Origin of the sequence: Rhizobium sp. BK591, from assembly GCF_014195045.1 — a bacterium.
Taxonomy (GTDB): domain Bacteria; phylum Pseudomonadota; class Alphaproteobacteria; order Rhizobiales; family Rhizobiaceae; genus Rhizobium; species Rhizobium anhuiense.
The window spans coordinates 61922-86049 of record NZ_JACIAZ010000002.1 but is presented as its reverse complement, the minus strand read 5'-3'; the positions used below and the strand labels follow the sequence as shown (position 1 = coordinate 86049).

18 protein-coding genes are annotated in these 24128 nt (G+C 59.9%); 8 read left to right on the top strand and 10 right to left on the bottom strand.

What is annotated here, in order from left to right; all coding sequences use genetic code 11:
* Positions 1-12: 12 nt before the first annotated feature.
* From FHX10_RS07515 to FHX10_RS07505, 3 genes are read left to right on the top strand one after another with little or no spacing between them, the layout of a single operon-like run.
* Positions 13-921 carry a Ku protein gene (locus FHX10_RS07515; protein WP_097544231.1) on the top strand — a complete coding sequence of 303 codons (909 nt, stop codon included), beginning with the start codon at positions 13-15 and terminating at the stop codon, positions 919-921.
* Between the two features lie 12 nt (positions 922-933).
* Positions 934-1746, top strand: a complete 813-nt coding sequence (locus tag FHX10_RS07510) for a Ku protein (protein WP_097623390.1) — start codon at positions 934-936, stop codon at positions 1744-1746.
* 4 nt (positions 1747-1750) lie between these two features.
* Positions 1751-2014: a hypothetical protein gene (locus FHX10_RS07505; RefSeq protein ID WP_097596361.1), complete on the top strand. Its 264-nt coding sequence runs from the start codon at positions 1751-1753 to the stop codon at positions 2012-2014.
* A gap of 274 nt (positions 2015-2288) precedes the next feature.
* Here the strand turns inward: FHX10_RS07505 and FHX10_RS07500 are convergent, their stop codons facing one another.
* On the bottom strand, positions 2289-2489 hold the full coding sequence (locus FHX10_RS07500; RefSeq protein WP_097623389.1) for a hypothetical protein: 201 nt from the start codon (positions 2487-2489) through the stop codon (positions 2289-2291).
* A gap of 291 nt (positions 2490-2780) precedes the next feature.
* Between FHX10_RS07500 and FHX10_RS07495 the strand changes: the two genes are divergently transcribed.
* A complete protein-coding gene (locus FHX10_RS07495; RefSeq protein ID WP_097596374.1) occupies positions 2781-3419 on the top strand; it encodes a hypothetical protein in 639 nt (212 codons plus the stop codon).
* Between the two features lie 182 nt (positions 3420-3601).
* Here FHX10_RS07495 and FHX10_RS07490 read toward each other — a convergent pair whose 3' ends face one another.
* The 8 genes from FHX10_RS07490 to FHX10_RS07455 all read right to left on the bottom strand — a co-directional run bounded on the left by FHX10_RS07490 (position 3602) and on the right by FHX10_RS07455 (position 13388).
* Entirely contained in the window at positions 3602-4054 is a 453-nt protein-coding gene (locus tag FHX10_RS07490; protein WP_077120320.1) for a GNAT family N-acetyltransferase, read from the bottom strand.
* Complete coding sequence (locus FHX10_RS07485; protein ID WP_184389216.1) at positions 4051-4254, bottom strand: OB-fold nucleic acid binding domain-containing protein; 204 nt, start codon at positions 4252-4254, stop codon at positions 4051-4053. Before FHX10_RS07485 ends, FHX10_RS07490 begins: the two co-directional genes overlap by 4 nt.
* A gap of 436 nt (positions 4255-4690) precedes the next feature.
* Entirely contained in the window at positions 4691-5686 is a 996-nt protein-coding gene (locus tag FHX10_RS07480) for a tyrosine-type recombinase/integrase (RefSeq protein WP_184389213.1), read from the bottom strand.
* Entirely contained in the window at positions 5683-6603 is a 921-nt protein-coding gene (locus FHX10_RS07475; RefSeq protein ID WP_184389210.1) for a tyrosine-type recombinase/integrase, read from the bottom strand. The genes FHX10_RS07480 and FHX10_RS07475 overlap by 4 nt, the downstream gene beginning before the upstream one ends.
* Positions 6600-7832 carry a tyrosine-type recombinase/integrase gene (locus FHX10_RS07470; protein WP_184389207.1) on the bottom strand — a complete coding sequence of 411 codons (1233 nt, stop codon included), beginning with the start codon at positions 7830-7832 and terminating at the stop codon, positions 6600-6602. Before FHX10_RS07470 ends, FHX10_RS07475 begins: the two co-directional genes overlap by 4 nt.
* Before the next feature lie 66 nt (positions 7833-7898).
* The gene (locus tag FHX10_RS07465) at positions 7899-11198 is read right to left on the bottom strand and encodes an error-prone DNA polymerase (protein ID WP_184389204.1); all 3300 of its coding nucleotides are present in this window, start codon (positions 11196-11198) and stop codon (positions 7899-7901) included.
* Positions 11198-12709, bottom strand: coding sequence for a Y-family DNA polymerase (locus FHX10_RS07460; RefSeq protein ID WP_097596364.1), 1512 nt, complete (start codon positions 12707-12709; stop codon positions 11198-11200). Before FHX10_RS07460 ends, FHX10_RS07465 begins: the two co-directional genes overlap by 1 nt.
* Positions 12630-13388: an ImuA family protein gene (locus FHX10_RS07455; protein ID WP_097596375.1), complete on the bottom strand. Its 759-nt coding sequence runs from the start codon at positions 13386-13388 to the stop codon at positions 12630-12632. The genes FHX10_RS07460 and FHX10_RS07455 overlap by 80 nt, the downstream gene beginning before the upstream one ends.
* Positions 13389-13555: 167 nt before the next feature.
* Between FHX10_RS07455 and FHX10_RS34955 the strand changes: the two genes are divergently transcribed.
* Together FHX10_RS34955 and dinB are read left to right on the top strand one after the other, a co-directional pair.
* Positions 13556-13819: a hypothetical protein gene (locus FHX10_RS34955; protein WP_097596376.1), complete on the top strand. Its 264-nt coding sequence runs from the start codon at positions 13556-13558 to the stop codon at positions 13817-13819.
* A gap of 3 nt (positions 13820-13822) precedes the next feature.
* Positions 13823-14914: a DNA polymerase IV gene (dinB, locus tag FHX10_RS07445; RefSeq protein WP_097544223.1), complete on the top strand. Its 1092-nt coding sequence runs from the start codon at positions 13823-13825 to the stop codon at positions 14912-14914.
* A gap of 181 nt (positions 14915-15095) precedes the next feature.
* On the opposite strand, the gene FHX10_RS07440 is transcribed toward dinB, so the two are convergent.
* Positions 15096-15491, bottom strand: coding sequence for a response regulator transcription factor (locus tag FHX10_RS07440; protein WP_097544222.1), 396 nt, complete (start codon positions 15489-15491; stop codon positions 15096-15098).
* A gap of 548 nt (positions 15492-16039) precedes the next feature.
* Between FHX10_RS07440 and FHX10_RS07435 the strand changes: the two genes are divergently transcribed.
* Both FHX10_RS07435 and FHX10_RS07430 read left to right on the top strand, forming a co-directional pair.
* Positions 16040-16675 carry a response regulator transcription factor gene (locus FHX10_RS07435; RefSeq protein ID WP_097596365.1) on the top strand — a complete coding sequence of 212 codons (636 nt, stop codon included), beginning with the start codon at positions 16040-16042 and terminating at the stop codon, positions 16673-16675.
* A gap of 714 nt (positions 16676-17389) precedes the next feature.
* Positions 17390-22927, top strand: a complete 5538-nt coding sequence (locus FHX10_RS07430; RefSeq protein ID WP_097623387.1) for a trifunctional serine/threonine-protein kinase/ATP-binding protein/sensor histidine kinase — start codon at positions 17390-17392, stop codon at positions 22925-22927.
* Positions 22928-24128: the final 1201 nt, after the last annotated feature.

Sequence of the window (24128 nt, the reverse complement as noted above, 5' to 3'; positions counted from 1 at the left end):
GGAGTATTTGTCATGCCGTCAGGACAGCGTGCGCAGTGGAAAGGCTTTCTGAAGTTCGGCGAGGTAAGCTGCGGCGTCGCTCTCTACACGGCAGCCTCGACTAGCGAGCGCATCACCTTCAACACCATCAACAAGGCCACGGGCAACCGCGTCAACCGCATCTTCATAGACAGCCAGACCGAGGATCCGGTGCCGAAGGAAGCCCAGACCAAGGGCTTCGAGATCGAGAACGGCCAGTACATCATCATCGATCCTGAGGAAGTTTCCGCCGCGATTCCTGAGAGCAACAAGACGCTCGAGATCGAGGCGTTCATCCCCTGCTCCGACGTCGACGACGTCTATTTCGACAAACCGTACTACCTCACGCCCGACAAGATGGGCGGAGACGCGTTCGCGGCTCTCCGCGATGCGATGAAGAAGTCGATGGTCGCAGCCATCGCCCGCACCGTCCTATTCCGTCGAATGCGCACGGTGCTGATACGGCCGCACGGCAAGGGCCTAATCGCCAGCACGCTCAACTACGACTACGAGGTTCGTTCCTCCGAGAAGGCTTTCGAGGAGATGCCCAAGCTCAAGATCCAGGGCGAGATGCTCGAGCTCGCCAAGCACATCATCAGCACCAAGAAGGGCGAGTTCGATCCGGCGACCTTCGACGACCGCTACGAAGCCGCCCTCGCCGATCTGGTGAAGGCGAAGCTGGAAGGCAAGTCGCTTCCAAAGCCGAAGAAGGTGCAGGTCTCGAAGCCCAACGATCTGCTGGCCGCGCTGCGCGAGAGCGCAGGCATCATGAAGGCCGCTGCGGACAAACCGAAACGCACTGCCGCCAACGCCAACACCGGCACTGGGAGGCAGCGCGCCGCGCGCGGGGCGGCAGCGAAGTCCGCCGCTTCAAAGGCTGCCCCGCAGCGCAAAGCCAGCTAGGGAGATTAGACGATGGCTCCGAAATATTACTGGAAAGGCTATCTCAAACTCTCCCTGGTCACCTGCCCCGTGGCCATGACCCCGGCCACGAGCGAAAGCGAGAAGGTTCGCTTCCATACACTTAACAAGGAGACGGGCAACCGCATCGTCTCCCGATACATCGATTCCGTCACGGGCAAGCCCGTCAAGGACGAGAACGAAGCCAAGGGCTACGCTCGCGGAGAGAACGACTACGTTATCCTCACCGAGGACGATCTGGATGCCGTTGCGCTCGACACGGTGAAGACGATCGACATCGACAAGTTCGTCCCGGCCGACAGCATCGAGTGGATCTACCTTGAGAAGCCGCATTACCTGATGCCGGGCGACGCCGTCGGCAACGAGGCATTTGCGGTGATCAGGGATGCCATGAAGGCCGACAAGGTTTTCGGTGTGTCGAAGCTCGTGATAGGCCGCCGAGAGCGGGCGGTCGTCCTGGAACCGCGCGGCGAAGGAATCGTGCTCTGGACGCTGCGTTTCGGCGACGAGGTTCGACCGGAGGAGAATTACTTCGAGCAAATCGACGAGCACGCAGATCCGGATCTCATTCCGCTCGTCCAGAAGCTCATCAAGCAGAAGACCGCGCGCTGGTCGCCGGACATGGTCAGCGATCCCATCCAGACCAGCCTGCTGAAGCTCATCGACGAGAAGAAAAAGGCGTTGAAACCGAAAAAAACGGCGACGGGGAAAGCGGCCGAATCCGCACCGAAGTCGAATGTGGTCAGTATCATGGATGCGCTCCGGAAGAGCGTCGAGGCCGATCTCAAAGGCAGGAAGGCCGGGTAGTCACATGCACTTGCTGGAAACCAAGGTTGCACACGAGAGGACGGGCTGGCGGATAGATTTCGTCGGCGACGACGGTGAAGTGGTGTCGATCAAGGTCGCAGACGGTCACGCTGCAAGCGAAGACGAGGCCATTGAGCGTGCGAAAGAGGTCATGGTTCAGTTGACGGCATATGGCACGCGTGGCGGCGGCCGCAGCATCAACTCGTACGATGCTGCCAGCAATGGAAACTTCGAGGACGACGAGCCGTCGTTGGATACGTGGCACTGATCCGCCCTGAGGACCCCCCCCCCCGGCCTCTCAGGCAACAAAAAAGGCCGGGTAGAAACCGCACCGACCCATCATCGCGTTTTGACCAGTGCCAGTACATCCGCGATCAAAAGCATTTCAGCGATGCGGCGTTGCGAGCAGCGAATTCAGCGCGCATCAGCAAGGCCTGTGGGAGAGTTCTACCTGAAGTGTGTCCGCAACAAGTCTCAACTAGAAAATTTCCCGAAGGATTGCCGGCCGTCTTCCCGCGCGTGGGTCAGGCCTGGGAAGCCGGCTAGTCGTTTGACGGTTCCTCGACAACGTCGTCCGATTGGTCGTCTGCGGGATCCGGGTCCCGGTCGTACGCGACCCTCAGGCGGTCAAGTTCGTTCTGTATGGCATCGTAGACCTCCGTTGCCTTTGCGCCTTTAACCACGAACGTGTCGACGAAATCTTCGAGCTTCAGGCTCAGGTCGTCGCGCCAGTCCTTGGTCATTGCCCGTTCTCCGGCTGAAGACGAATGCCTCTGCAAAGAAGGTCCCACGTCGGGCGATGTACGGAAGCGCGTGTTCTTGGAGAAGCGCCCTCGTCGGGCTCGGGATCGGGAAGCGGTTCCTCGCCGGGTATCCGGTCAGGATCGCGCGGTGGCGTGTCGACGGGCGGTGGCGATGGCGGCGGCACGATGGGTTCGTTTGGCACAGACATGGGGTCCTCCTCGCTGCGAGAACGTGGGAAATCCTCCCGAGTTCCGTTGACGCTTGACCCCTTGGACACCATTTGCTTCGACATGCCCAAGACGAAGACGAAAAGCAAGGAAACCGACGATCCCGAGCTGATCAGGGAGTGGCTACTTCCCGTGGTGGCGACCCTCGGATCTGGTGTCAGGGTGAAGGGAATTCTGCAGGAAATCCGCTCGCGACTACCATCCCCGGTGCGGAAGTCGCTCGATATGCAGGCAGGCACGCTCATCCTCGTCATGCCAGAGACTGCGAAGACAGCATTCAGGGCGACGGCATCGGCCGTTTCCTGCGCACTGGACGGCATCGCAGACCTTCCGATCATCCCTCGTGAGATCGAGGATATCCTGACGATCACGGCATCAGAGCGGAAGCGCTGGCTCGAAGACGGTCGCCTGCCCAGCGCCGGAACGCGAACGGTGAGGCTGCAAGGGCGCGCAAGGAAGATCACCTTTCACGTATTCGACCCCCGAGTCGTCGAAGATCTGCTCGACCGTGGCGCAGTGGATGAATGGCGAGAGGACGACGCAGCGGCGAAAGCGGAAAATCGCAGGCGGGCCGCGTATCAGGCGAAGCTGACGCGTTCGCTGAAGAAAAAGGAAAAAGCCAAACAGAACGAACGAGCCGATGAAGCCGCGATCGGCTTGAGCGGATGGGACGAATTCGGGAGCGACGGTCTCCTTCGGTAGGATTGCCGTTTCAGTTGAAGTTTCGCGCCTTCACTTTCAGCGTATCGATGTGCAGATCTCTGACTTATCCCGAGCCGGATACTATGCCGAGCCCATTCCCCAAAGCCCGAGATTTCCGGTAAACGCGCCTGGCAAGCTCGGCATAATATCTCGCACTGAAAGGCAGGATTCGGCCAAAGCCGTCATTGCTTGCCACGAAAGATATGGGTCGTGTTATCGCGCTCAATTGGGATAAATCCAATCGTTGGCCAGAATGCTTCCGCCTCTGGGCCTGCGGTATAAAGTACGATCGGGCGATCGAAAGCTTTCGCATGTTCAAGAACAAATAACGCGATCTGTCTGCCAACCCCTAGCCTTCGATAGGCTGGCCGAACGTAGAATCGCCTCATACGCAGCCAACCGCTATCCATGAAATCCTGTGTCGTGCCGCCAATACCGGCGACCTCACCATCGATTGTGGCAAGAGCTAGAATTTCCCCTGGGCGCTCAAAGCGATTGGCCCCGCTGCGCCATTCGTCTTGAAGCACAGAAATCATCTCGAAGCCTTCTGCCTCCGCCTCTAGCAGCAATTGATCAAGCTGGTCGGGCAGCTCTACAATCTGCCTAACCACAACAGCATCACGGTCGCCCATCATCCGCATTCCACCTCTGTCAGCGCTGAACCTTCTTTGCTTTGAGCGAGCTGAACCTTTCCTGTCTTGTCGCGCAGAACGATAAAGCGCATCCGCTTTTGGTCGCGAATGGCGTCGACAAATCCATGAATTGTAACGCGATGCCCAATGCAATGGGACAGGTCGGCAATGGCTGGATGGCTTAACGATAAAGTATCAGACATGACTTTCTCCGGAAAAGCCGGGAGGAAAAGCCAAAACCTGAAGCCCTTCCGAAACCGGCAGGGCTGTGATGATCAGTGAGCTACGCTAAAATGCGCACACGCCGTCCACGACCCCAAAGGGGCCATTATTATTGACGGCGATGTTACGCTGCGTGCTCATGTTCGTGATCTATGCATAACGGCAGGCCAATGTAAATTACTGAGCGGCGCAAGTATCCGATTTTCGGAAAGAGAAAAGTTCCCGAACGCCAGAAACGAGGATCAAAACAACCTTTTTCGATGCTCATGAACATGTCGTCTTTTGGCGCATTCTTGCCATTGATGCTGCAGCGGTGTCCTGAAGATCAGTCACATCCTACGTCCTCCAGCCTCGGAAGCGTGCCTGCGGGTTCACTGACATCGCGGCCGTCGCCGCGATGTTGCTGGCCAATAGAGGTCAAAGCTTCTCCAGGAAGGAGAGCAGGTCGTCTCCGGCCCTGAACCGACCTGGTGAACAATCATGGAAAGGCTCGATCTTCGCGAGTGCGGCCTCCTTGATAGCCAGATGCGCGTGTAGATATGGCTGTGTCGACTTGGTGGATTCGTGCCCGAGCCACAAGGAGATAACCGTGCTGGCGACGCCCGCATCGAGCAGTGCCATCGCCGCACTGTGTCGAAGAACATGGGGCGATATTCTCTTTGCGCGAAGCGAGGTGCAGGACTTCGACGCAGCCAGTACGTACTTCGCCAAAAGGTATTGGACTGCATCCGGGCTCATCCGGCCACCGTGAATGGTCGGAAACAGGATCATTCCATTTGCGATGGGCGGCTCATCCAACCACCTTGTGAGTGCGCCATTCAGGACTTTGGTGATCGGGGTGCATCGCTCCTTACGACCCTTCCCAAAGCAACGGATATATCCCGCTGTACCGACCGTGATCGCAGCCCGGTCAAGCCCGACTAGCTCGGACAGGCGCATTCCTGTTTGCACGGCGGTCAGCAGCAGGAGGTGGTCTCTGCGACCGAGCCAGGTCTTCTGGTCTGGGGCGGCGAGAATTGCGTCGATCTCTGTCCTCATGAGAAACTGGACCTCGCGCTTCGCTCCGATCTTGCCTGGTATCGCGAGGACACGCTGGATTTGGCCGCTATAGGCAGGCTCCTCGAACGCCAGGAAGCGGAAGAAGCACCGGATTGCCGTCAGCCGAAGGTTGAAGGTCGCGGGACTGGCATGGCGCTCCAGGTCCAACTCGTCGAGGAACGCTACCACCAGCTCCGCATCGAAGTCATCCAATTGCAGATCGGACGGATACCTGCCGGTTCGACGATGGGCGAACTTCAGGAAGAGTTTGAATGTATCCCGATAGGAGGCGATTGTGTGTGGGCTGACATTACGTTGGCGGGCAAGACGCTGGGTAAAAAAGCGTTCGATCAGCCTTGGGAGAGGATTTGTCATTGGACGGCCTCCCACTTGGCTTCCAGTCGATGCTTTGCTTCATCCAGGAGATCGGGATGGGCGCTCAGATACCAGTAGGTCGCGTCGGAATGATTGTGCCCGAGATAAGTCGATAGCTCCGGCAAGCGTCGGTCGATGTCTTCGGCCGCCTGATACCAGGTGAGCAATGTCCGAACGGCGAAGGTGTGCCGAAGGTCATGTATACGGGGGCCGCTGCGCTCGTCGGCTTGTCGCAGGCCCGCCCGACGCGTCCATAGGATGAAAGAGAAGTGCGGGTTAGCATGGATAAGAGCTTTCCCGCGATCTCCGACGAAAAAGTAGTCGCTCGCCTGTCTGATCGGCTGTTCGTCTCGGATCGACGCATATCGCCGAAGCGCTAACGTCGTGCTCTGGTGCAACGGGACAATACGTGTCTTCCCGAACTTCGTCGCACGGATCGTCAATGTCCCCGTTTCCAGATCGGCGTCCGCCCGGAGCAACCGCGCCGCCTCGGAGAATCGCAGCCCGGTCGATGCCAGCAAGCCGAAGAAATAGTGATAGGTCGGCCCTCGGAAGCTTCCGGGATGAAGGTCGATCATTGACTTCATCAGATCAGCGATCTGTTCGTCAGAATAGACGAATGGGCGAGGCCTTCGTTGTGGGGGAAAGATTTGAGAGGGCGGTATCTCTGTCAGGGGGTCGACCACCTGAACATGGCGGGCAAATGATCGTACGGTCGACAGTCGCGATGACCACGTCGCAGGTCCACACTGGTGGCCTGCCCAATCGACGGCAATCTTTGCGGTGATCCGCTGCTCCCCATGAGCTGCCGCATATCGCACGAAATTGCGAAGTCGGCTTTCCTGGCTCTGGAGCTTGAACCCAAGCGAGCGTCGCAGGGTCAGGTATTGTTCAAGGGCTTCGGCCATCTCCATCATAGGACTTCTCCTACCCATGGCCGTGAAAGAGATCGAAGGCGCTCGATATCGAACTTGGCATATATCCGGGTGGTGCTAGGGTCCCTGTGGCGAAGGAGCTGAGCAAGTTCGGTCATGCCCACGCCCGACCTAACGGCAACCGTTGCAAAGGTGTGCCGGAAGATATGGGCATGGTGAGACCTGGTGCCCGTAATCCCCGCCCTCTTTAGGGACCTGCGAGCAATCAGAATGACCGGCGTCGCTGTCGCGAACGGCGTGCACGGGGTTACAACCCTATGAAATATCGTCCGAGACCCGGATATCGGCCGCCCGTTCAGAATGTAATCCGCGATTGCCGCTCCGACATCACTCGGTAAAGGCATGGTCGCAACCCTGCCGCCCTTGCCGTGAACCCGAAGGAGCCCTGACTGCCAATCGATGTCATCGAGCGACAAGAGGGCCACCTCGCTTGCACGCAAGCCAAGCCTCGATAATAGCAGGAGAACGGCATGGTCTCTGCGTCCAGATACAGTGGAAAGATCGCAGTTCTTCAAAACGGCATCGAGTTGCGCGACGCTCATATATGCAGGCAACGCCGAAAAACGAAGGTTCCTCGGGCTCGGCACTGCTGGAGATAGGTTTTGCTCGATGTATCCTGAAGTGTGCAAGAAGCGAAGCAAAACCCGGATGTGCCCGAACCAAGTTCCGAGGCTGTTGCTTGAGCAGCCCGCGAAGCTTTTGGTCAGATAGGCCCGCACTTCGATATGGGTGAGCCGGGAAATACCCGAATAATCGTCCCAGACACCCAGAAGAAAGCGACGGGCACACCAAATATGTCCGGAAATCGATTGCTTGGAATAGCCTCTTCGACGGAGTTCCGCGCCGTAGAGAGTCAAGACGGCCTCAGCCTGGTGGACTGGCTTAGTCATTGGGCATAGGGCACCAGCAGCGACAAGCTCGACCTGCAGCCGTCGCAGCGTCGCTCGATTGCCATTCTGAAGTTTGCCGTCGGCCGCTCGTCTGGCGATGAAACGCCCGAAGTCGGCAGGCTCGATCCTTCCAGGCTCTGCCTTGTGGTGATCGATCTGGAACTTGATGAAAGCGCCAACAAGCCGGACGGATCGAATGATGGACTGCTGAGTGTAGCCCTTGTCGATCATATATAGAACCAGGGAATCCACACTTTTCCGATGCGGCCAATCCTCGATCAGCTTCCAGCATTGCATCCCCGCGAAAGAAGGTACGGTCATTTTATGTCGTCTCCGCTAAGTTGAAGTTGCGGAGACAAGCTACTATGCCGAGCTTGCCAGGCGCGTTTACCGGAAATCTCGGGCTTTGGGGAATGGGCTCGGCATAGTATCCGGCTCGGTATAAGTGCCCTTATGCCGAGTTCGGCATAATCTGACGAAGATATCCCTCGGCTCGGGCAGAGGCTTCGGTCGATCCCGCGAATCCGAACTTCCGGGAGAGCCATGCGCAAACTCGTCGCCCCTGCCTGTCGGTAGCCTGAAACCTGTGTCGCGATCCGCCAGACCGGATAGATCGCCGGACAGGTCGAAGAGCTGCTGTGCAACAAGATGGACGACGTCACCCTCCCTCTGGATCTTCCCATTGATCGCCATCATTGATGATCCGAGCACCACGCGACGGCGCTTTTCGAACAAGGATGGCCAGACGACCAGGTTGGCAGCACCCGTCTCATCCTCGATGGTGATGAACATCACGCCCTTCGCCGATCCTGGCTTCTGCCTGACGAGGACAAGGCCCGCGGTCATCAGCCAGCGGCCGTCGCGAGCGTTCATCGCTGCCGCGCACGTGACGATGTTCTTCTTCTGCAGATCCTTCCGCAGGAAGGCGAGCGGATGCTCGCGTAGCGTCAGCCCGACGTGGCTGTAGTCGGCGATGACATTGTGCCCGTCGGTCATCTGCCGGAGTGCGACCTCCGGTTCCTGCTGCTCCGCGATCGCTTTCATCTCGCGCTCGGCAGCGGCCGCGAACAGAGGTAGCGGCTCGTCACGGAGGGCCTTGATCGCCCAAATCGCATCACGTCTCTCAAGCCCCAGAGACGGCAGATATGCATCGGCATCGGCGAGTTGCTTCAGAGCCTCGGACGGAACGGCCGAACGCCGCCACATGTCGTCGATGCTCTCGAATACCGTATCCATCCGGGCGGCGACAATCCGAGCGGCATCGGCGGCCGCCAGTCCCTTGACCATCCGCATCCCGAGACGAACGGCATGGCGGTCGCCGTTGCCGACGCGTTCAAGCGTGCAATCCCAGCGAGATCGGTTCACACAGACCGGTAGAATTTGCACACCGTGGTTCTTGGCACATCCGACGATCTGCGCGGGAGCATAGAAGCCCATGGGCTGGGAATTCAGGAGCGCCGCGCAGAAGGCATCCGGAAAATGGCACTTCACGAAGCTGGAGGCGTAGGCGATGAGAGCGAACGAGGCCGCATGGCTTTCGGGGAAACCATAGGATCCGAATCCCTCGAGCTGTGAGAAGGTCTTCTCTGCGAATTCTGCGGTGTAGCCATTCTTGACCATCCCGGATACCAGCTTGTCCTTGAACCTCGATACGCCGCCCGTGAACTTGAAGGTTGCCATGCTCTTCCGGAGCTGGTCGGCTTCCCCGCCCGTGAACCCGGCGCAGACCATAGCCACGCGCATCGCGCTCTCTTGGAAGAGTGGCACTCCGAGGGTCTTCCCGAGAACGGCCTCCAGTTCCGGTGTCGGGTATTCGATCTTTTCCTTGCCTTCACGGCGGCGGAGATAGGGGTGCACCATGTCGCCTTGGATTGGCCCCGGCCTAACGATAGCAACCTGAACCACGAGATCGTAGAACGTCTGCGGCCGGAGCCTTGGGAGCATCGACATCTGCGCGCGGGATTCGATTTGGAAAGTTCCGAGCGTGTCCGCGCGCCTGATCATCGCGTAGGTCTTCGAGTCTTCCTGCTCGATCTTCGCGAGATCGAGGTCGACCTCCTTGTGTTCCCGGATCAGGTCGAAAGCCTTCGACATGCAGGTGAGCATGCCGAGCGCCAGCACATCGACCTTCATGAATTTCAACGCCTCCACGTCATCCTTATCCCACTCGATGATCTGGCGATCCTTCATCGAGGCGGGTTCTATCGGCACAAGGTCGTCCAGTCTGTCATGCGTCAACACAAAGCCGCCTGGATGCTGGCCCAGATGTCGAGGCGCGCCCATAAGCTGCTGCGCTAACCTCAAGGTGAGTGCAAGACGGCGATCATCGGGGTTCAGGCCAAGGTCGCGGATGTTTTGATCAGGAACCTCCTCCGACCATGACCACATGCCAGATGACAGCGCCTTGATCACGTCCTCTGGCAGCCCCAGAGCCCTGCCGACATCGCGGATGGCGCCCTTGGCCCGGTAGCGGGTGACCGTCGCACACAGAGCGGCCTTCTCGCGCGTATAGGTTTTGTAGATCCATTGGATCACCTCCTCGCGACGTTCATGCTCGAAGTCGACGTCGATATCCGGCGGCTCGTCCCGTTCCTGCGAAACGAAGCGCTCGAACAGAAGATCGTTGGTCGAGGGATCAATGCTCGTGATACCGAGGATGTAGCAGACGGCCGAGTTCGCCGCCGATCCGCGTCCCTGACACAGAATACCTTGGCTGCGCGCATATTTGACGATGCTGAAGACCGTCAAAAAATACGGGGCATACTTCATTATCTGGATGAGGGCGAGCTCGTGCCGGACAGTCTTCAGCACCTCCGGCGGCAGGCCTTCCGGATAGCGGTTCGGCACGCATTCCCAGAGATAGTGCTCAAGGGATTCCTGCGCGGTCTTGCCGGGGACGATGGCTTCTTCCGGATACTGGTAGGTAAGCTCTTCGAGGCTGAACTTGCATCGATCGGCGATCTCGATCGTGCGCCTGAGCGCTTCCGGATAGCGCGGGAACAGGCGCTCCATCTCGTCGGGAGGCTTGAGATACCGATCCGCATGGCGCTCGCGCTCGAAACCAACGGCATCGATGGTCGTATTGTGCCGGATGCACGTGACAATATCCTGAAGCTGCCGCCTCCCGGCCTCATGGAAAAGCACGTCATTGGTCACGACGGTCTTCACCTTGAAGCGGATTGCGAGGTTCGACAGCTCATGGAGCCGGAGCTGATCGTTCGGACGTCGTCGAAGGCAGAGCGACAGGTAGGCGCGATCGCCGAATATCTCGGCCAACTTCCGAAGCTGGACGGCACAGGTCTCGTCGGCAAGATCCGGCACGAGGATTCCAATCATGCCATCGGCATATGCGACCACGTCGTTCCAATGCAGAATGCAGTTGTTCTTGCCTCCACGGGACTTCCCAAGCGTGATCAGGCGCGTGAGCCGGGAGTACGCGACGCGGTCGGTGGGATAGACCAGTATCGACATCCCGTCCTGCAGATCGAGCCGACAGCCGACGACGAGCCGGATCCCGGTCGACCGCGACGCCTCCAGTGCGCGGACTATCCCGGCAAGCGAATTCCGGTCAACGACACCAACGGCACCAATTCCCAGTATCTTCGCAGTCTCGAATAGCTCCTGCGCAGAACTCGCTCCCCGGAGAAAGCTGAAATGCGTCGTGACCTGGAGTTCGGCATATCTCATCAGCCAAAGATCCCGTGCATGAACCACCGATGGTTCCCGGTTTCAGGATCCACGCCGTCGCCGGAACGGAAAATCCACAGACGCTCGCCCGCATCATCTTCGATGACGAAGTAGTCGCGGACCGCGGCCATCTCGGAGTTGCGTTCCCACCATTCGCCGAAGATCCGCTCTGGACCATCGGCGTTCTTCACCTTCCGGCGCTTGCCCCGCCACATGATCCAGACGGGCGGATGGTCTGGCAGCAGCGCCATCACGTCGACCTGCTCTGGTCGCGCAAGCAGGCGGACGGGCCGGCGCCAGTGATTGACCCAGGCAGCCTCTATCGGATCGGATGCGGCACTGATCCTCCGGACCGAGCGCTCGGGAACGTCGGAAGCAAAGGGGGCGACGCGATAGACCCGCTGGCCACGGTTGCCGTAGATGTCGATGAGCGGCGTGAGGTCCACACCCTCGTCTTCGACCAGCGACGACGTCTTCTGGGCTTCCTCTAGCGGCTCCGCCATGACCGCCACTAGCGTCATCTTCTCGATACCGAAGCCGGGTTCGATCTTCTCGGTTCTGTCTTTGAACAGTTTCGTCAGCCAGGCGACATCGCGCACGGGTTTGGCGGTCCCGGCGCGGATGGCTTGCCGGGTGCCGTCGACCTTCTCGACAATGAGGTCTGCGCGACGGACGCCGAGCCCCCTTCTCTGCAGCGCATCGACAAGCTGGACGACCAGTCGGGCGACATACTTGTTGATGGTCTCGGCGGCGCCGATAGGTTCGGCGAACGCCCTGCTGACTTCGACAAGTTCGGCTGTTCGAATGGGATCGATCGGCTCAGGCGTGCGGCCGAACATCTGGTCGAAGCGGCGGCCGACCTCCGGCCCGAAGCGGAGCGTAAGCGGTGGGCGAGCAGTATTGGCAAGCTCGCCGATTGTCTTGAAGCCGAGCGTCCGCAGGTCGCCGACGATCTTCTCAGGAAGCCGTAGAAGAGAGATCGGCAGCTTTTCCACTGCCCGGAGGGTCTCGCCCCTCGGAACCATGACGGTCTCGCGGCTGGTCGCTCTGGCGCATGCGTGGGCGGCACCCCACGTGTCGGCGATGGCGACCCGTGTCGTCAGGCCCTTGGCGCGGAAGCGGTTGGCGATGCTCGTCAACATTCGCTCCTCGCCGCCCTGTAGATGGTCCGCGCCCTCCGTGTCCATGACGATGCCGTCCGGCGCGTCGACGGCGACGATCGGCGAATACTGGCTGAGCGCCCACATGGTGATGCGATCGAGCGCCGCTGCATCGGCGGCGGCATCGGCGTCGATCATCCGGAGGCCCTGGAAGAGCGCCTGCGCCTTGGCGGCCGGCATGCCCACGTGAACGCCAGCCTTTCTGGCCGCGGGATCGGCGGCCGACACCCAGCGTTTGGAACCGCTCTTCGAAATGACGGCGATCGCCTCCTCAACGGGAATGGCGGGATCGGCCCGCCTGATCCTGTCCGTCGCCAGATCGGGAAAAAATATCGATACGACCCTCGGCATCGCAGGCTCCTACTTCGAACTCGGCGCACTCACCCGCTTTCACCCTCATCAGTTCCAGAAGCCATCTCGCCCGCCCGACGCCCGGAACCGGCAGTTCCTCGCTCGGGATGACGCTCACCCTCCAGCGCGTGGTCGACGCCGTCGGCTGGCCGAAGTCGCTGGCCTCGGTCTGCCGTCGCCACCGCCGCACTGCAAGCGCCATCGTGCCGCTCTTCTCGGCTGCGAGTTGCAGCCGCCGGGACGCGGCCATCGGCAGCCGGACGATCTCGCCGATCACCGCCCCGAGGCCGCCGTATGAAAGGCCCTCCTCCATATTGGCAAGGACGTCCTCCTCCTTGTCGGACTCGACGAAGACGACCCGGTTCGGATGAAGACCCGCCTGCGCCAAGGCCGGGAAGAACAGGTCAGGACGTGTCAGGCACCAGACGACCTTGCCTTTGGTACGGGCGGCAATCCCGCTCACGAACAGGGCGGCCGCCGCCCCGTCGACGGTGCCGGTCCCGCCGCCGGCGCATTCGTGCAGCGCGCCATAGGCCAATCCACCACCCGGAAGCCGCTCGTCGATCTGCGCGACACCGAAAGGCAAAACGCCTCGGCTGCGCCGACCGGCGCCTTCCAGGTGCGCGATCTGCTCGCGCAGCCCGTCGAGGACGGCGTTTGGGGCGACGGCTGACTTCATGATCTCGGGCAACCCGTTTTCGGCTTGAGTAACAGCAATATGTTCTGTATTTGTTCCGAAGAGATAAATGAGTCAATGCGCATATGACCCGCTGAAGTTGAGCGCCGGTACAAAAGATAAAAATCGCCAGCGGATTCAATCGGATGTTGAGACAGGAATATTTTTGGATGCGCCGAACGCGGCTTGTGGAAGATACGATCCCGAGACTGCAAGATCACCAGGTCCCGGTGGTCGAACTCATATGCCTCCTCTGCGATCGCCATTGTACACATGAGCGCAAACTGTTGGTCAAAGCGTTTGGCGCAAGCGTCACCTTCGCGGAAATCCGCCGGCGCATGGCCATGGGCTGCGAGCGGATGCAGACGCCGCGAGGTGACAAGTGTGGAGCACACTTCCCATGTTTGAGTGATGGTCTTGCTGATGGAAGCTAGATAATGACAGGCGAAGACAACCGCGAACGGCCGCGCAAGATCGTGCATGTCGACATGGATGCCTTCTACGCATCGGTCGAGCAGCGCGACAATCCGGAGCTGCGAGGTGTGCCGGTTGCTGTCGGCAGTCCTGCTGCCCGCGGGGTCGTGGCGGCCGCCAGTTACGAGGCACGCAAATTCGGCGTCCATTCCGCCATGCCTTCGGTGACCGCCCAGCGGAAATGCCCGGACCTTGTCTTCGTCAAGCCGCGCTTTGATGTTTACAAAGCCGTGTCGTTGCAGATCCGCTCGATTTTCGCCGAATACACGCCGATGATCGAGCCACTGTCGCTCGACGAGGCCTATCTCGACGTCACCGAAAACCTGAAGGGCATGGAGATTGCGACCGAGATCGCCGAAGAGATCCGAGCGAGGATCAAGGCGGCGACGGGGCTCAACGCGTCGGCGGGAATTTCTTACAACAAGTTTCTGGCCAAGATGGCAAGCGACCTCAACAAGCCGAACGGCCAGGCCGTCATCACCCCCAAGAACGGCCCCGCCTTCGTCGAACAGCTTCCCGTCAAGAAATTCCATGGCGTGGGACCGGCAACGGCCGAGAAGATGCATCGGCTCGCGATCGAAACGGGAGCGGACCTGAAGGAGAAAACGCTCGACTTCCTCGTCGAACATTTCGGAAAGTCAGGGCCGTATTTTTATGGCATCGCCCGCGGCATCGACAATCGCCAGGTCAGACCGGACCGGGTGCGGAAATCCGTCGGTGCGGAAGACACTTTCTCTGCCGACATCCATTCTTATGAACCCGCGCGCGACGGGCTTCAGTCGCTGATCGAAAAGGTCTGGGGCTATTGCGAGGCCAATGAAATCGGCGCCAAGACGGTGACGCTCAAGGTCAAGTATGCCGACTTCAGCCAGATCACCCGTAGCAAGACAGTTCCGTCAGCACTGCCAGCAATTGCCAATCTTGAGGAGGTGGTCGATATGCTTCTCGCGCCAATCTTCCCGCCGCGAAAAGGCATCCGTCTGCTCGGCGTGTCGCTGTCTTCGCTGGAGCGGCGCAGATCTGAAGCGACGCCGCAGTTGCAGCTCGCGTTTTAGGTCACATTAGATGTGACGCGGTCGGTTTTAGATTGGATGCGCTCCGCACCGGCGTTCCCGCGCCTGCCAGTGGTACCGCCCCTCGCCTAAGTTCCCTTGACCTGCTTGCGGCAGATCGAAGCTGAGAGGTCGGAGTTTCGTCGAAGCCGTCTGATGTGAAATTCCGTTGGAATTTCCGACCTCACGAACCGCTTTCGCCCTCGCTATTGAGAACTAGCGCAGAACGGATGCAATCAAGCAAAATCTGTTCGCCAAACGGTTTTGTCAGGCAGCCGACGACGTCCGCGCCCAACGCAGACGCGCGCACATTCTTTTCCGGAAAGGCGGTGATCAGAACAGTCGGAACGCTCTTGCCCAGCGCGACCAGCCGGTGGTGCAGATCGAGCCCGCTCATTCCGGGCATATTGATGTCAGTCACAAGGCAGGCCGTGCGGCGGATATCAGGGAATCTCAAGAAATCATCCGCGGATGAAAAGGTCTCGGCGTCAAATCCCATCGACCTTATGAGCCCCTTGATAGCCTCCCGCATCGACTCGTCGTCGTCGACGATCGCAATCAGAGGTTTCTTGGTTGGCACCGCCGCCTCCCGACTTCGCCGATGGGCGTCGCGCCTAAATGGCGTTATGGCAAATTGCTGGATGGACTTATTATCGGGCGGCGACAAAGGCACCGCAAGCTATACGCTCGTATACGCTGTCTAAACAGTTCTGCGACGGATTGGGAATGTGAACGCGCGGAACATGGAAATGAGGAGACCGACGCGCGCTGCGAAAACAGAGCCATACGCGTGGCAAGTTCGTTAATGCATAAAATGTGGGTTGGAGGACGGTCATCTCGAATGTGCCCGCGCCGAAAGGGTGGAGAGCCGTCCTGCAGGCTGCCTACTCTACCCGAACCAACCGACGCGCCCCGACAGAAGGTTCGTTCGCCGGCGACGCTGGCCGCTCCACGATGCGCAAAACGCCGTTTGCGGCCGCCGGCATCCACCCTTGTGGCCGGGGTGATTATCGAGCATGGTGGCGTGCGAAAGGAAACCCGATTTCGGCATTCGTTTACTCATCTCGTGGCCAATAGGCGTAGATAGTAAATTATGCCAACGTCGATTCACATTGCGGGTTCTGACGATTGACCGAGGCGCTAGCGACCATCATTGTTATCGATGATGACCCCGAGGTCCGGGAGGCGCTTGGGAGTCTGCTGCGTTCGGTCGGCTTTGCCGTCAACCTCCTCGCTTCCGTGGGCGACTTCCTCACGTCCGGGCGACCCGATGGACCGACCTGTCTCGTACTCGATGTCCGGCTTCCGGGACAAAGCGGTCTTGATTTTCAGCTCGAGCTGTCGAGAGAAAACATTCAGTTGCCGATTGTCTTCATCACCGGGCACGGCGACATCCCCATGTCTGTCAAAGCGATGAAAGGGGGCGCGGTCGAGTTCCTGACGAAACCGTTCCGAGACCAGGACTTGCTCGACGCCATTCACATCGGCCTGGCGCGCGACCGCGAATGGCTTGAAAATGAAAAGGCGCTGGCGACGGTGCGCACTCGTTTCGCTAGCCTGACCCCACGGGAGCGCGAGGTGATGGCTTTGGTGGTGACAGGACGGCTCAACAAGCAGATTGCCAGCGCTCTAGGCGTCAGCGAGATTACCGTGAAGGTTCACCGCAGCCAGGTCATGCAGAAGATGGGCACCAGATCCCTGCCCGAACTCGCGCGTATGGCTGACAAGCTGATGCTCGCGCCAGGAAAGACTCAAACGAACTGATAAAGGTCTTGGCTGCGCGTATAGGTCATCCCCCGCTCATTGGTAATCGATCCTTCCTGGTGGCCAATAGCCCCTGCGGAAGCCCTCCTCTATGGTGCGCGTTCATTTCCCCCTCCTCCCAGGCCGGATCGCTACCGATCGGCCCGCCTTGGCCTCCCACCCGCGGGAGGCTTCTTTTTGGCCTCAGTCCCTGCAAGACACTTTCGACTCCAACACGGAAACCGACACCGAATCGAACTGACGGCACCCATGCGCGGGGTTAGAGGAGCAGACCATCGCCCCAGTCATTGCGGGCCAGGATGACTTCGCCGACATGAGTCGCTGAGCAGAAGTTCTGCTGAGGGGTGTCCGTGCCGGTATTCCAAGGTATCGCAAAGCGAAACCACAGTATAATGTCGCGTCGTCCCTTCCATCGCTAGACTAGTCGTTGCCTCGCGAGACAGGTAGCGAATCCCCCCGTTGCTACCACCAAGCTTCGGCGCTCCCTCCATCCGAAGCTCTACGGGTCCACGACCCGCCCGACCGCCCAGCAGCCGCTGGGCGGTCTTTCCTAGAGGTGGACCACGTATCGACCGGGCGGGTGATGGCCTCGTTGTTGGGACGGGCAGGCGAGATGTGGTAAGAAGTGAGGAAGTGGTTGCGGTTCGTCATATGTGCTCGCTTTGGCCAATTTGACCGGACGGATCTCCGAAACGCGTTGGTGGAGATGGGAGTTTGGAGGTTCTTTGGGAGGACGGTGATCGCGTGTTCCACAGGCAACGGCGCCTGGGTGCCGACGGCACGTGGAACCCGGTTCTGGTCGTGATTTCGGCCCTCGAGTATCCGACGCCTTCAAGCCTCGGCCGCCTCGACCATGAATACGGATTGAAGGATGAGCTCGATAGCGCGTGGGCGGTGCGACCGCTTGAGTTGGTGCGCGAGGGCGGCCGGACCATGCTGGTGCTTGAAGATCCGGGCAGCGAGCCGCTCGCCCGCCGGCTCGGAGCGGCAATGGAAACCGGACTTTTCTTGCGCCTAGCGATCAGCATCGCCGCTGCGCTCGGCAGAGTCCACCAGCGCGGCCTGGTCCATAAGGACATCAAACCGGCCAATATCCTGGTAGCGGGCACGTGCGCCGAGGTGCGGCTAACCGGCTTCGGCATTGCCTCACGCCTATCCCGCGAGCGGCAAGCGCTCGAGCCGCCCGAAGTGGTTGCGGGAACGCTTGCCTATATGGCCCCCGAGCAGACCGGGCGCATGAACCGCTCGATCGACTCCCGCAGCGACCTTTATGCGCTCGGCGTGACACTTTACGAAATGCTGACCGGGAGCCTGCCCTTTGCCGCTTCCGACCCGATGGAATGGGTGCATTGCCACATTGCACGACAGCCGATGTCGCCCAAGGAGCGGACGGCGGACGTTTCACCGGCAGTCTCGGCCATCGTCATGAAGCTGCTCGCCAAGACGGCCGAGGAACGATACCAGACGGCAGGCGGCGTCGAGCACGATCTGAGGCGCTGTCTCAGCCAATGGGAAATGGAATCGCGGATTGAGGCGTTCCCGCTCGGCGAGCGCGATATCGCAGACCGGCTGCTGATCCCCGAAAGGCTATACGGGCGGGAGCATGAGGTCGAAACCTTGCTCGCTGCCTTCGACCGTGTGGTGCTGGGCGGGGCGCCGGAGTTAGTGCTGGTCTCTGGCTATTCCGGCATCGGAAAGTCGGCTGTGGTCAACGAACTCCACAAGGTACTGGTGCCGCCGCGCGGGCTGTTTGCGTCCGGCAAGTTCGACCAGTACAAACGGGACATCCCCTACGCGACCCTGGCGCAGGCCTTTCAGGGTCTGCTGAAAGGGCTCCTCGCCAAGAGCGAGGCGGATTTGGCACCGTGGCGCGAGGCGCTGAGCGAGACGCTGGGACCGAACGCAAAGCTGATGGTCGATTTCGTCCCCGAATTGAAGCTCGTCATCGGCGACCAGCCGCCGGTCCCGGAACTTCCACCACAGGACGCGCAACGACGATTCCAACTGGTATTCCGGCGGTTCATCAGTGTCTTTGCCCGGCCCGAACATCCGCTGGCGCTGTTCCTCGACGATCTCCAATGGCTTGACGGAGCGACGCTCGATCTGCTTAAGGATCTGCTGACCCGGTCGGATCTGCAACACCTCATGCTGATCGGTGCCTATCGCGACAACGAAGTCACTGCCGCCCATCCGCTGATGCGGACGCTTGACGTGATCAAGACCGCGGGCGGCAAGGTCGCGGAGATCACGCTTGCGCCGCTCACTGAGGACTATCTCCAGCAGTTGATCGCGGATACGCTCCACTGTCAGCCTGATCGTGCGGCCCCGCTCACCCGAATGATGCACGACAAGACCGGCGGCAATCCGTTCTTCGTCCGTCAGTTCCTGTTTTCGCTCGCCGAAGAGGGAGTGCTCGCTTTCGACTATCGCGCGGCATGCTGGTCCTGGGATCTCAGCCGCATTCACTCCATGGGATACACCGACAACGTCGTGCATCTCATGGTCGGCAAGCTCGCGCGTCAGCCGCCCGAAACGCGGGAGGCGTTGCAGCAGATCGCCTGTCTTGGAAACACCGCAGATATCAGGGTGCTTTCACTCGTGCTCGGGATCCCGGAGGAGCAAGTCGCCGGGGCCTTGTGGCCTGCCGTCGCTCATGAACTGCTCGAGCGTCTGGCAGGCACGTACCGGTTCGTCCACGATCGCGTTCAGGAAGCCGCCTATTCGCTGATCCCGGAGGATCGACGCGGCGAGTTACACCTTCGCATAGGCAGACGACTTGCGGCGAATACTACGCCGGAGCGGATTGACGATCATGTCTTCGAGATTGTCAGCCAGCTTAATCGCGGAGCCGCACTGATCAACTCGGCTAAGGAGCGCGAGCAACTGTCAGAGTTTAATCTGATGGCCGGCAAGCGCGCCAAGGCCTCGACGGCATACGCTTCCGCTCTGAGCTATTTCGTTGCTGGCACGATGATGCTTTCGAAAGACCGGTGGCAGCGCCAGCACCAACTGGCGTTTGCGCTTGAACTGAACCGGGCCGAATGCGAGTTCCTGCTTGGCGCTCTGCCGGATGCGGAGGGCCGGTTAGCCCAGCTTTCCAGTTGTGCTGTCGGCGCCGACGACCAGGCTGCTGTCGCCTGCCTGCGCATTGATCTCTATGCTGCGCTCGGGCAAACCAGCCGCTCCGCAGACGTCGGTCTCGAATATCTGAGGCGGTATCTCGGCGTCGACTGGTCGCCGCATCCGGCCGACGCGGAGGTGCAACGAGAATACGACCGGATCTGGTTGCAGCTCGGGAGCCGCGCGATCAAGGATCTCATTGATCTGCCATTGATGAGCGACCCAGCATCCTCCGCGACGTTGGATATTCTCGCCCGGCTCGTGGGGGCGGTATGGCATACCGACGCGAACCTAGCATGTATGGCAATCTGCCTGGCTGTGAATCTGAGCCTCGAGCGCGGCAACAGCGACGGCTCCTGCTACCATTACGTGTCGCTTGGCTATATTGCTGGGCCGCGCTTCGGTGACTATGAGGCCGGTTTCCGCTTCGGTCAGCTAGGCTGCCAACTGGTCGAAAAGCGCGACCTGAAACGCTTTCAGGCCAGGACTTACAAAGACTTCGGGGCTCACGTCATTCCGTGGACGAGACATGTCCGAATCGGCCGCGACATGTTGCGGCGAGCCCTTGAAATTGCCGATCAGAGCGGTGACCTGACGTTTGCCGGATACAGCTATGCCAGTTTGAATTCGAATCTGCTGGCAGCAGGAGATCCGCTTATGGAAGTGCAACACCAAGCGGAGACCGGCCTCGCATTTGCGCAAAAGGTGCAGTTCCAGTTCGTCGTAGATCTCACCAGCGCGCAGCTCGGGCTCGTCCGGACGCTGCGCGGGTTGACCCGGAAATTCGGTTCCTTTGACGACGACGGATTTGACGAATTCGAGATCGAACGCCGGTTTTCGGAAAATCCGAATCTTGCGGAAATCTGCTACTTCGTCAGAAAACTCCAGGCCCGGTTCTTCGCCGGCGACTATGAGGCGGCCGTCGATGCGTCGTTGCGGGCGCAGAGGCTGCCATGGTCGTCCGTAGCGCATTTCGAAGAGACGCCGGAGCATCATTTCTACGGTGCCCTGGCCCGCGCCGCGTGCTGCGACGATGCTGTGGCAGACCAGCGGGCGCGGCATACGGAGGCTCTGGTTTTCCACCACCGACAGCTTCAGATCTATGCGAAGAATTGCCCGGAGAACTTCGAGAATCGCGCCGCACTTGTCGGCGCCGAGATAGCGCGCCTTGAAGGCCGCGAAATCGACGCCGTGCGCCTATACGAACAAGCGATCCGCGCAGCGCGCGCCAACGGCTTCCTTCATCATGAAGCCCTCGCATATGAACTCGCCGCCCGCTTTTATGCGCTGGGAGGCTTCGAAGACTTCACTCGTCTCTATCTCCGCAACGCGCGAGGCTGCTATTTACGCTGGGGTGCCGACGGTAAGGTGCGGCAACTCGACCAGCTCTATCCGGACCTGAGAGGGGACGAACGCAGTCCCGCTCCAACAAGCACTATTGGTGCCCCGGTCGAGCAACTCGACCTCGCAACCGTCATCAAAATCTCGCAAGCCGTGTCAGGCGAAATCGTCCTTCAAAAGCTGATCGACACGATCTTGCGCACCGCCGTTGAGCAGGCGGGCGCCGAGCGCGGCCTGCTGATCCTGCCGCGCGGCGGTGAGTCACGGATCGCGGCGGAGGCCACGACTTGCGGTGAAGCGGTCGCGGTGCAGATGCTCGACGCGATCGTCACAGAGTTTACGCTGCCACAATCGCTCCTTCGTTATATCTTGCGCACGAACGAAACCGTGGTCCTCGACGACGCAGCAGCTCAGAATCCATTTGCCGCGGACCCATATATTTGTCGGCACCGTGCTCGTTCTATCGTCTGTGCGCCGTTGCTCAATCAGGGCCAACTGACCGGGGTACTCTATCTTGAAAATAACCTCGCCCCTCGGGTCTTCGCGCCAGCTCGGATCGCGGTGCTGAAGTTGCTCGCCTCGCAGGCAGCAATCTCACTGGAGAATACCCGGTTGTACCGCGATCTCGCTGAACGCGAAGCCAGGTTCCGTCGCCTTGTCAAGGCCAACATCATCGGCATTATCATCTGGGATATCGAAGGTCGCATTTTTGAAGCCAATGACGCGTTTCTCCGCATGTTGGGCTACGACCGAGAGGACCTTGCCTCGGGTCGGCTATCCTGGACGGACCTGACGCCGGTCGAATGGCGCGACCGCGACGCACGGACCGTCGCAGAGCTGAAGATGATGGGGGCCGTCCAGCCGTTCGAAAAGGAGTATTTTCGGAAAGATGGCACCCGCCTGCCCGTGCTGATCGGCGGTGCACTTCTAGAAGAAAGCAGGAACGAAGGTGTCTCTTTCGTCCTCGATCTGACGGAGCGGCGGCAGGCCGAAGAGGCGTTACGGGAGAGCGAGGAAGCCTTGCGCGAGGTACAAGGGCAACTGGCTCATGCAAATCGCGTCGCCACAATGGGCCAGCTCACAGCGTCCATCGCCCATGAAGTCAATCAGCCGCTCGCCGCATCGCTCACCAACGCCCAGGCGGCGTTGCGCTGGCTCGGAACCCATCCGCCCAATTTGGAGGAGACGACACAGGCGCTGGGCCGGATCGTCGAGAACGCCAATCGAGCCAGCGATGTCATCGGCCGGATCCGTGCTTTGATCAAGAAGGAGCCGGCTCGCAAGGAGCGGTTCGACCTCAATGAAGCCATTCGTCACGTGATTGCCTTGACCGGCAGTGAAGTGCTCCGCCACGGCGTCACGCTGCAGACAGAATTCGCGGCGGGCCTCCCGTTGGTGGAAGGAGACCGCGTCCAGCTACAACAGGTGATCCTAAACCTGATCATGAACGCAATCGAGGCGATGAGCAGCATCAACGAGGAAGAGCGCGAACTGCTCATCAGCACCGGGGCAGATGCCTCAGGAACCGTTGTCGTCAGGATACGCGACAAGGGTCCGGGCCTTGACCCGCAGACAGTGGATCGTCTCTTTGAGGCTTTCTACACGACCAAATCGAGCGGCATGGGCATGGGCCTGGCGATCTGCCGTTCGATTATCGAGGCTCACGGCGGTCGAATGTGGGCCACCGCTGGTGAACCACGTGGGGCAGTGTTTCTGTTCACCCTGCCTCTCGAACGAGACGAAACCGCTGGCGCAATGCATGCCGACCAAATGGCAATGTTGGGAAACTGATTGGACCAACAACTGGCTGAAGCTCTCGCAGCCTGGGCAGGTCTCAGGCTGAAGGCCGTCGACCTGGCCCGCTTCTCCGTCACGAGACGATGAGGTACGGCCGAAGCTGAATTCACGTTCACGTCGCAGCCATCGGGCCAACGGGGCGGCAGTGGCGAAAGCAACAAGCGCATCGATCGTGCCGCGAAATCGTGCGCCAGGAAACTGGACGAGGCGACGGAGATGCCTGCACGAGCTAAAAGGTGCTAGGCACCAAGCTCGATGATCCTCAATTCTGGACCCAAACCCGGCTTACGGCATGTCGCGGAAATCACTGAAGGGCAGAGATCCCGAAGCCGTCTAACAGACGGACAAGCCCGACGGAGTAGCACAGAAGACCGAACTGGGTTCCAGTAACATATAGGGTAAAGGCAGATCTCTGGGCGTGCAGCGCTTGTCCCCAGGGAGACTTGATCGTTTCGAATGGCATGACGGAGAACATCATCAAATGGGCCTCCAAGTCCGTAGGCGGCCATGATGAAATATCGGGCGGTGTGTGGAGCGGAGAGCCCGGAGCGCAAGGCCCAGCTTCCCCATATGCGCTGGGAAACAGCGTCAATGGGACCAGTTCGATTTGGATGCGGTGGAGTTCATGTGTCATGGTCTCAATCCTTAGGCAAACGGTCCGACCCATCGGCTCGCCGGCACCTATCGTTGGTGAATGGCCTCAAGTCTGTCATTGATGTAGGCATCAGGAGGCGTGTTGAACGCCTTCGTGAGCTCGATGACATTGCCGCGCGGGAGAAGTACCCTGACCGTAACAGGACGCCGCTCGACCTGCTATTGATCTCGAGGAAGGATCGAGTAGCGAAGAGGAGGAGACGACTTATACGGGGGTTTAGCCGTTCATCGGGGCCGGCTACCAGAAATCAGACCACCACCCGCTCCTCGCGATGAGATGCCTTCGGCGCGCTCCTCTTCCCACGTCGATGACATCAACCAGATAGAACGTCGTCCCGGACTGCGTTACCTTGGAAGCCGTTTGCGCCGCTAGGAGAGCACGGAGCAACGTGGGCACCCTTCATGCTCGAAATGAGTGGCTGAGCCGGGCATAGCTCCCTAGCAGCCCGCCTGTGTGCTGCCTCCGTATAATTTGCGCATACACAAGTATGATGGCGGACCTACACTCTTCGTTTTACCTTTTACTCCTGAGTGCTGGCCC

Bases quoted from the DNA above. Each gene is read 5' to 3' on its own strand.
- FHX10_RS07515 (WP_097544231.1), top strand. From the start codon at position 13: ATGCCGTCAGGACAGCGTGCGCAGTGGAAAGGCTTTCTGAAGTTCGGC.
- FHX10_RS07510 (WP_097623390.1), top strand. From the start codon at position 934: ATGGCTCCGAAATATTACTGGAAAGGCTATCTCAAACTCTCCCTGGTC.
- FHX10_RS07505 (WP_097596361.1), top strand. From the start codon at position 1,751: ATGCACTTGCTGGAAACCAAGGTTGCACACGAGAGGACGGGCTGGCGG.
- FHX10_RS07500 (WP_097623389.1), bottom strand. From the start codon at position 2,489: ATGACCAAGGACTGGCGCGACGACCTGAGCCTGAAGCTCGAAGATTTC.
- FHX10_RS07495 (WP_097596374.1), top strand. From the start codon at position 2,781: ATGCCCAAGACGAAGACGAAAAGCAAGGAAACCGACGATCCCGAGCTG.
- FHX10_RS07490 (WP_077120320.1), bottom strand. From the start codon at position 4,054: ATGATGGGCGACCGTGATGCTGTTGTGGTTAGGCAGATTGTAGAGCTG.
- FHX10_RS07485 (WP_184389216.1), bottom strand. From the start codon at position 4,254: ATGTCTGATACTTTATCGTTAAGCCATCCAGCCATTGCCGACCTGTCC.
- FHX10_RS07480 (WP_184389213.1), bottom strand. From the start codon at position 5,686: ATGACAAATCCTCTCCCAAGGCTGATCGAACGCTTTTTTACCCAGCGT.
- FHX10_RS07475 (WP_184389210.1), bottom strand. From the start codon at position 6,603: ATGATGGAGATGGCCGAAGCCCTTGAACAATACCTGACCCTGCGACGC.
- FHX10_RS07470 (WP_184389207.1), bottom strand. From the start codon at position 7,832: ATGACCGTACCTTCTTTCGCGGGGATGCAATGCTGGAAGCTGATCGAG.
- FHX10_RS07465 (WP_184389204.1), bottom strand. From the start codon at position 11,198: ATGAGATATGCCGAACTCCAGGTCACGACGCATTTCAGCTTTCTCCGG.
- FHX10_RS07460 (WP_097596364.1), bottom strand. From the start codon at position 12,709: ATGCCGAGGGTCGTATCGATATTTTTTCCCGATCTGGCGACGGACAGG.
- FHX10_RS07455 (WP_097596375.1), bottom strand. From the start codon at position 13,388: ATGAAGTCAGCCGTCGCCCCAAACGCCGTCCTCGACGGGCTGCGCGAG.
- FHX10_RS34955 (WP_097596376.1), top strand. From the start codon at position 13,556: ATGCGCCGAACGCGGCTTGTGGAAGATACGATCCCGAGACTGCAAGAT.
- dinB (WP_097544223.1), top strand. From the start codon at position 13,823: ATGACAGGCGAAGACAACCGCGAACGGCCGCGCAAGATCGTGCATGTC.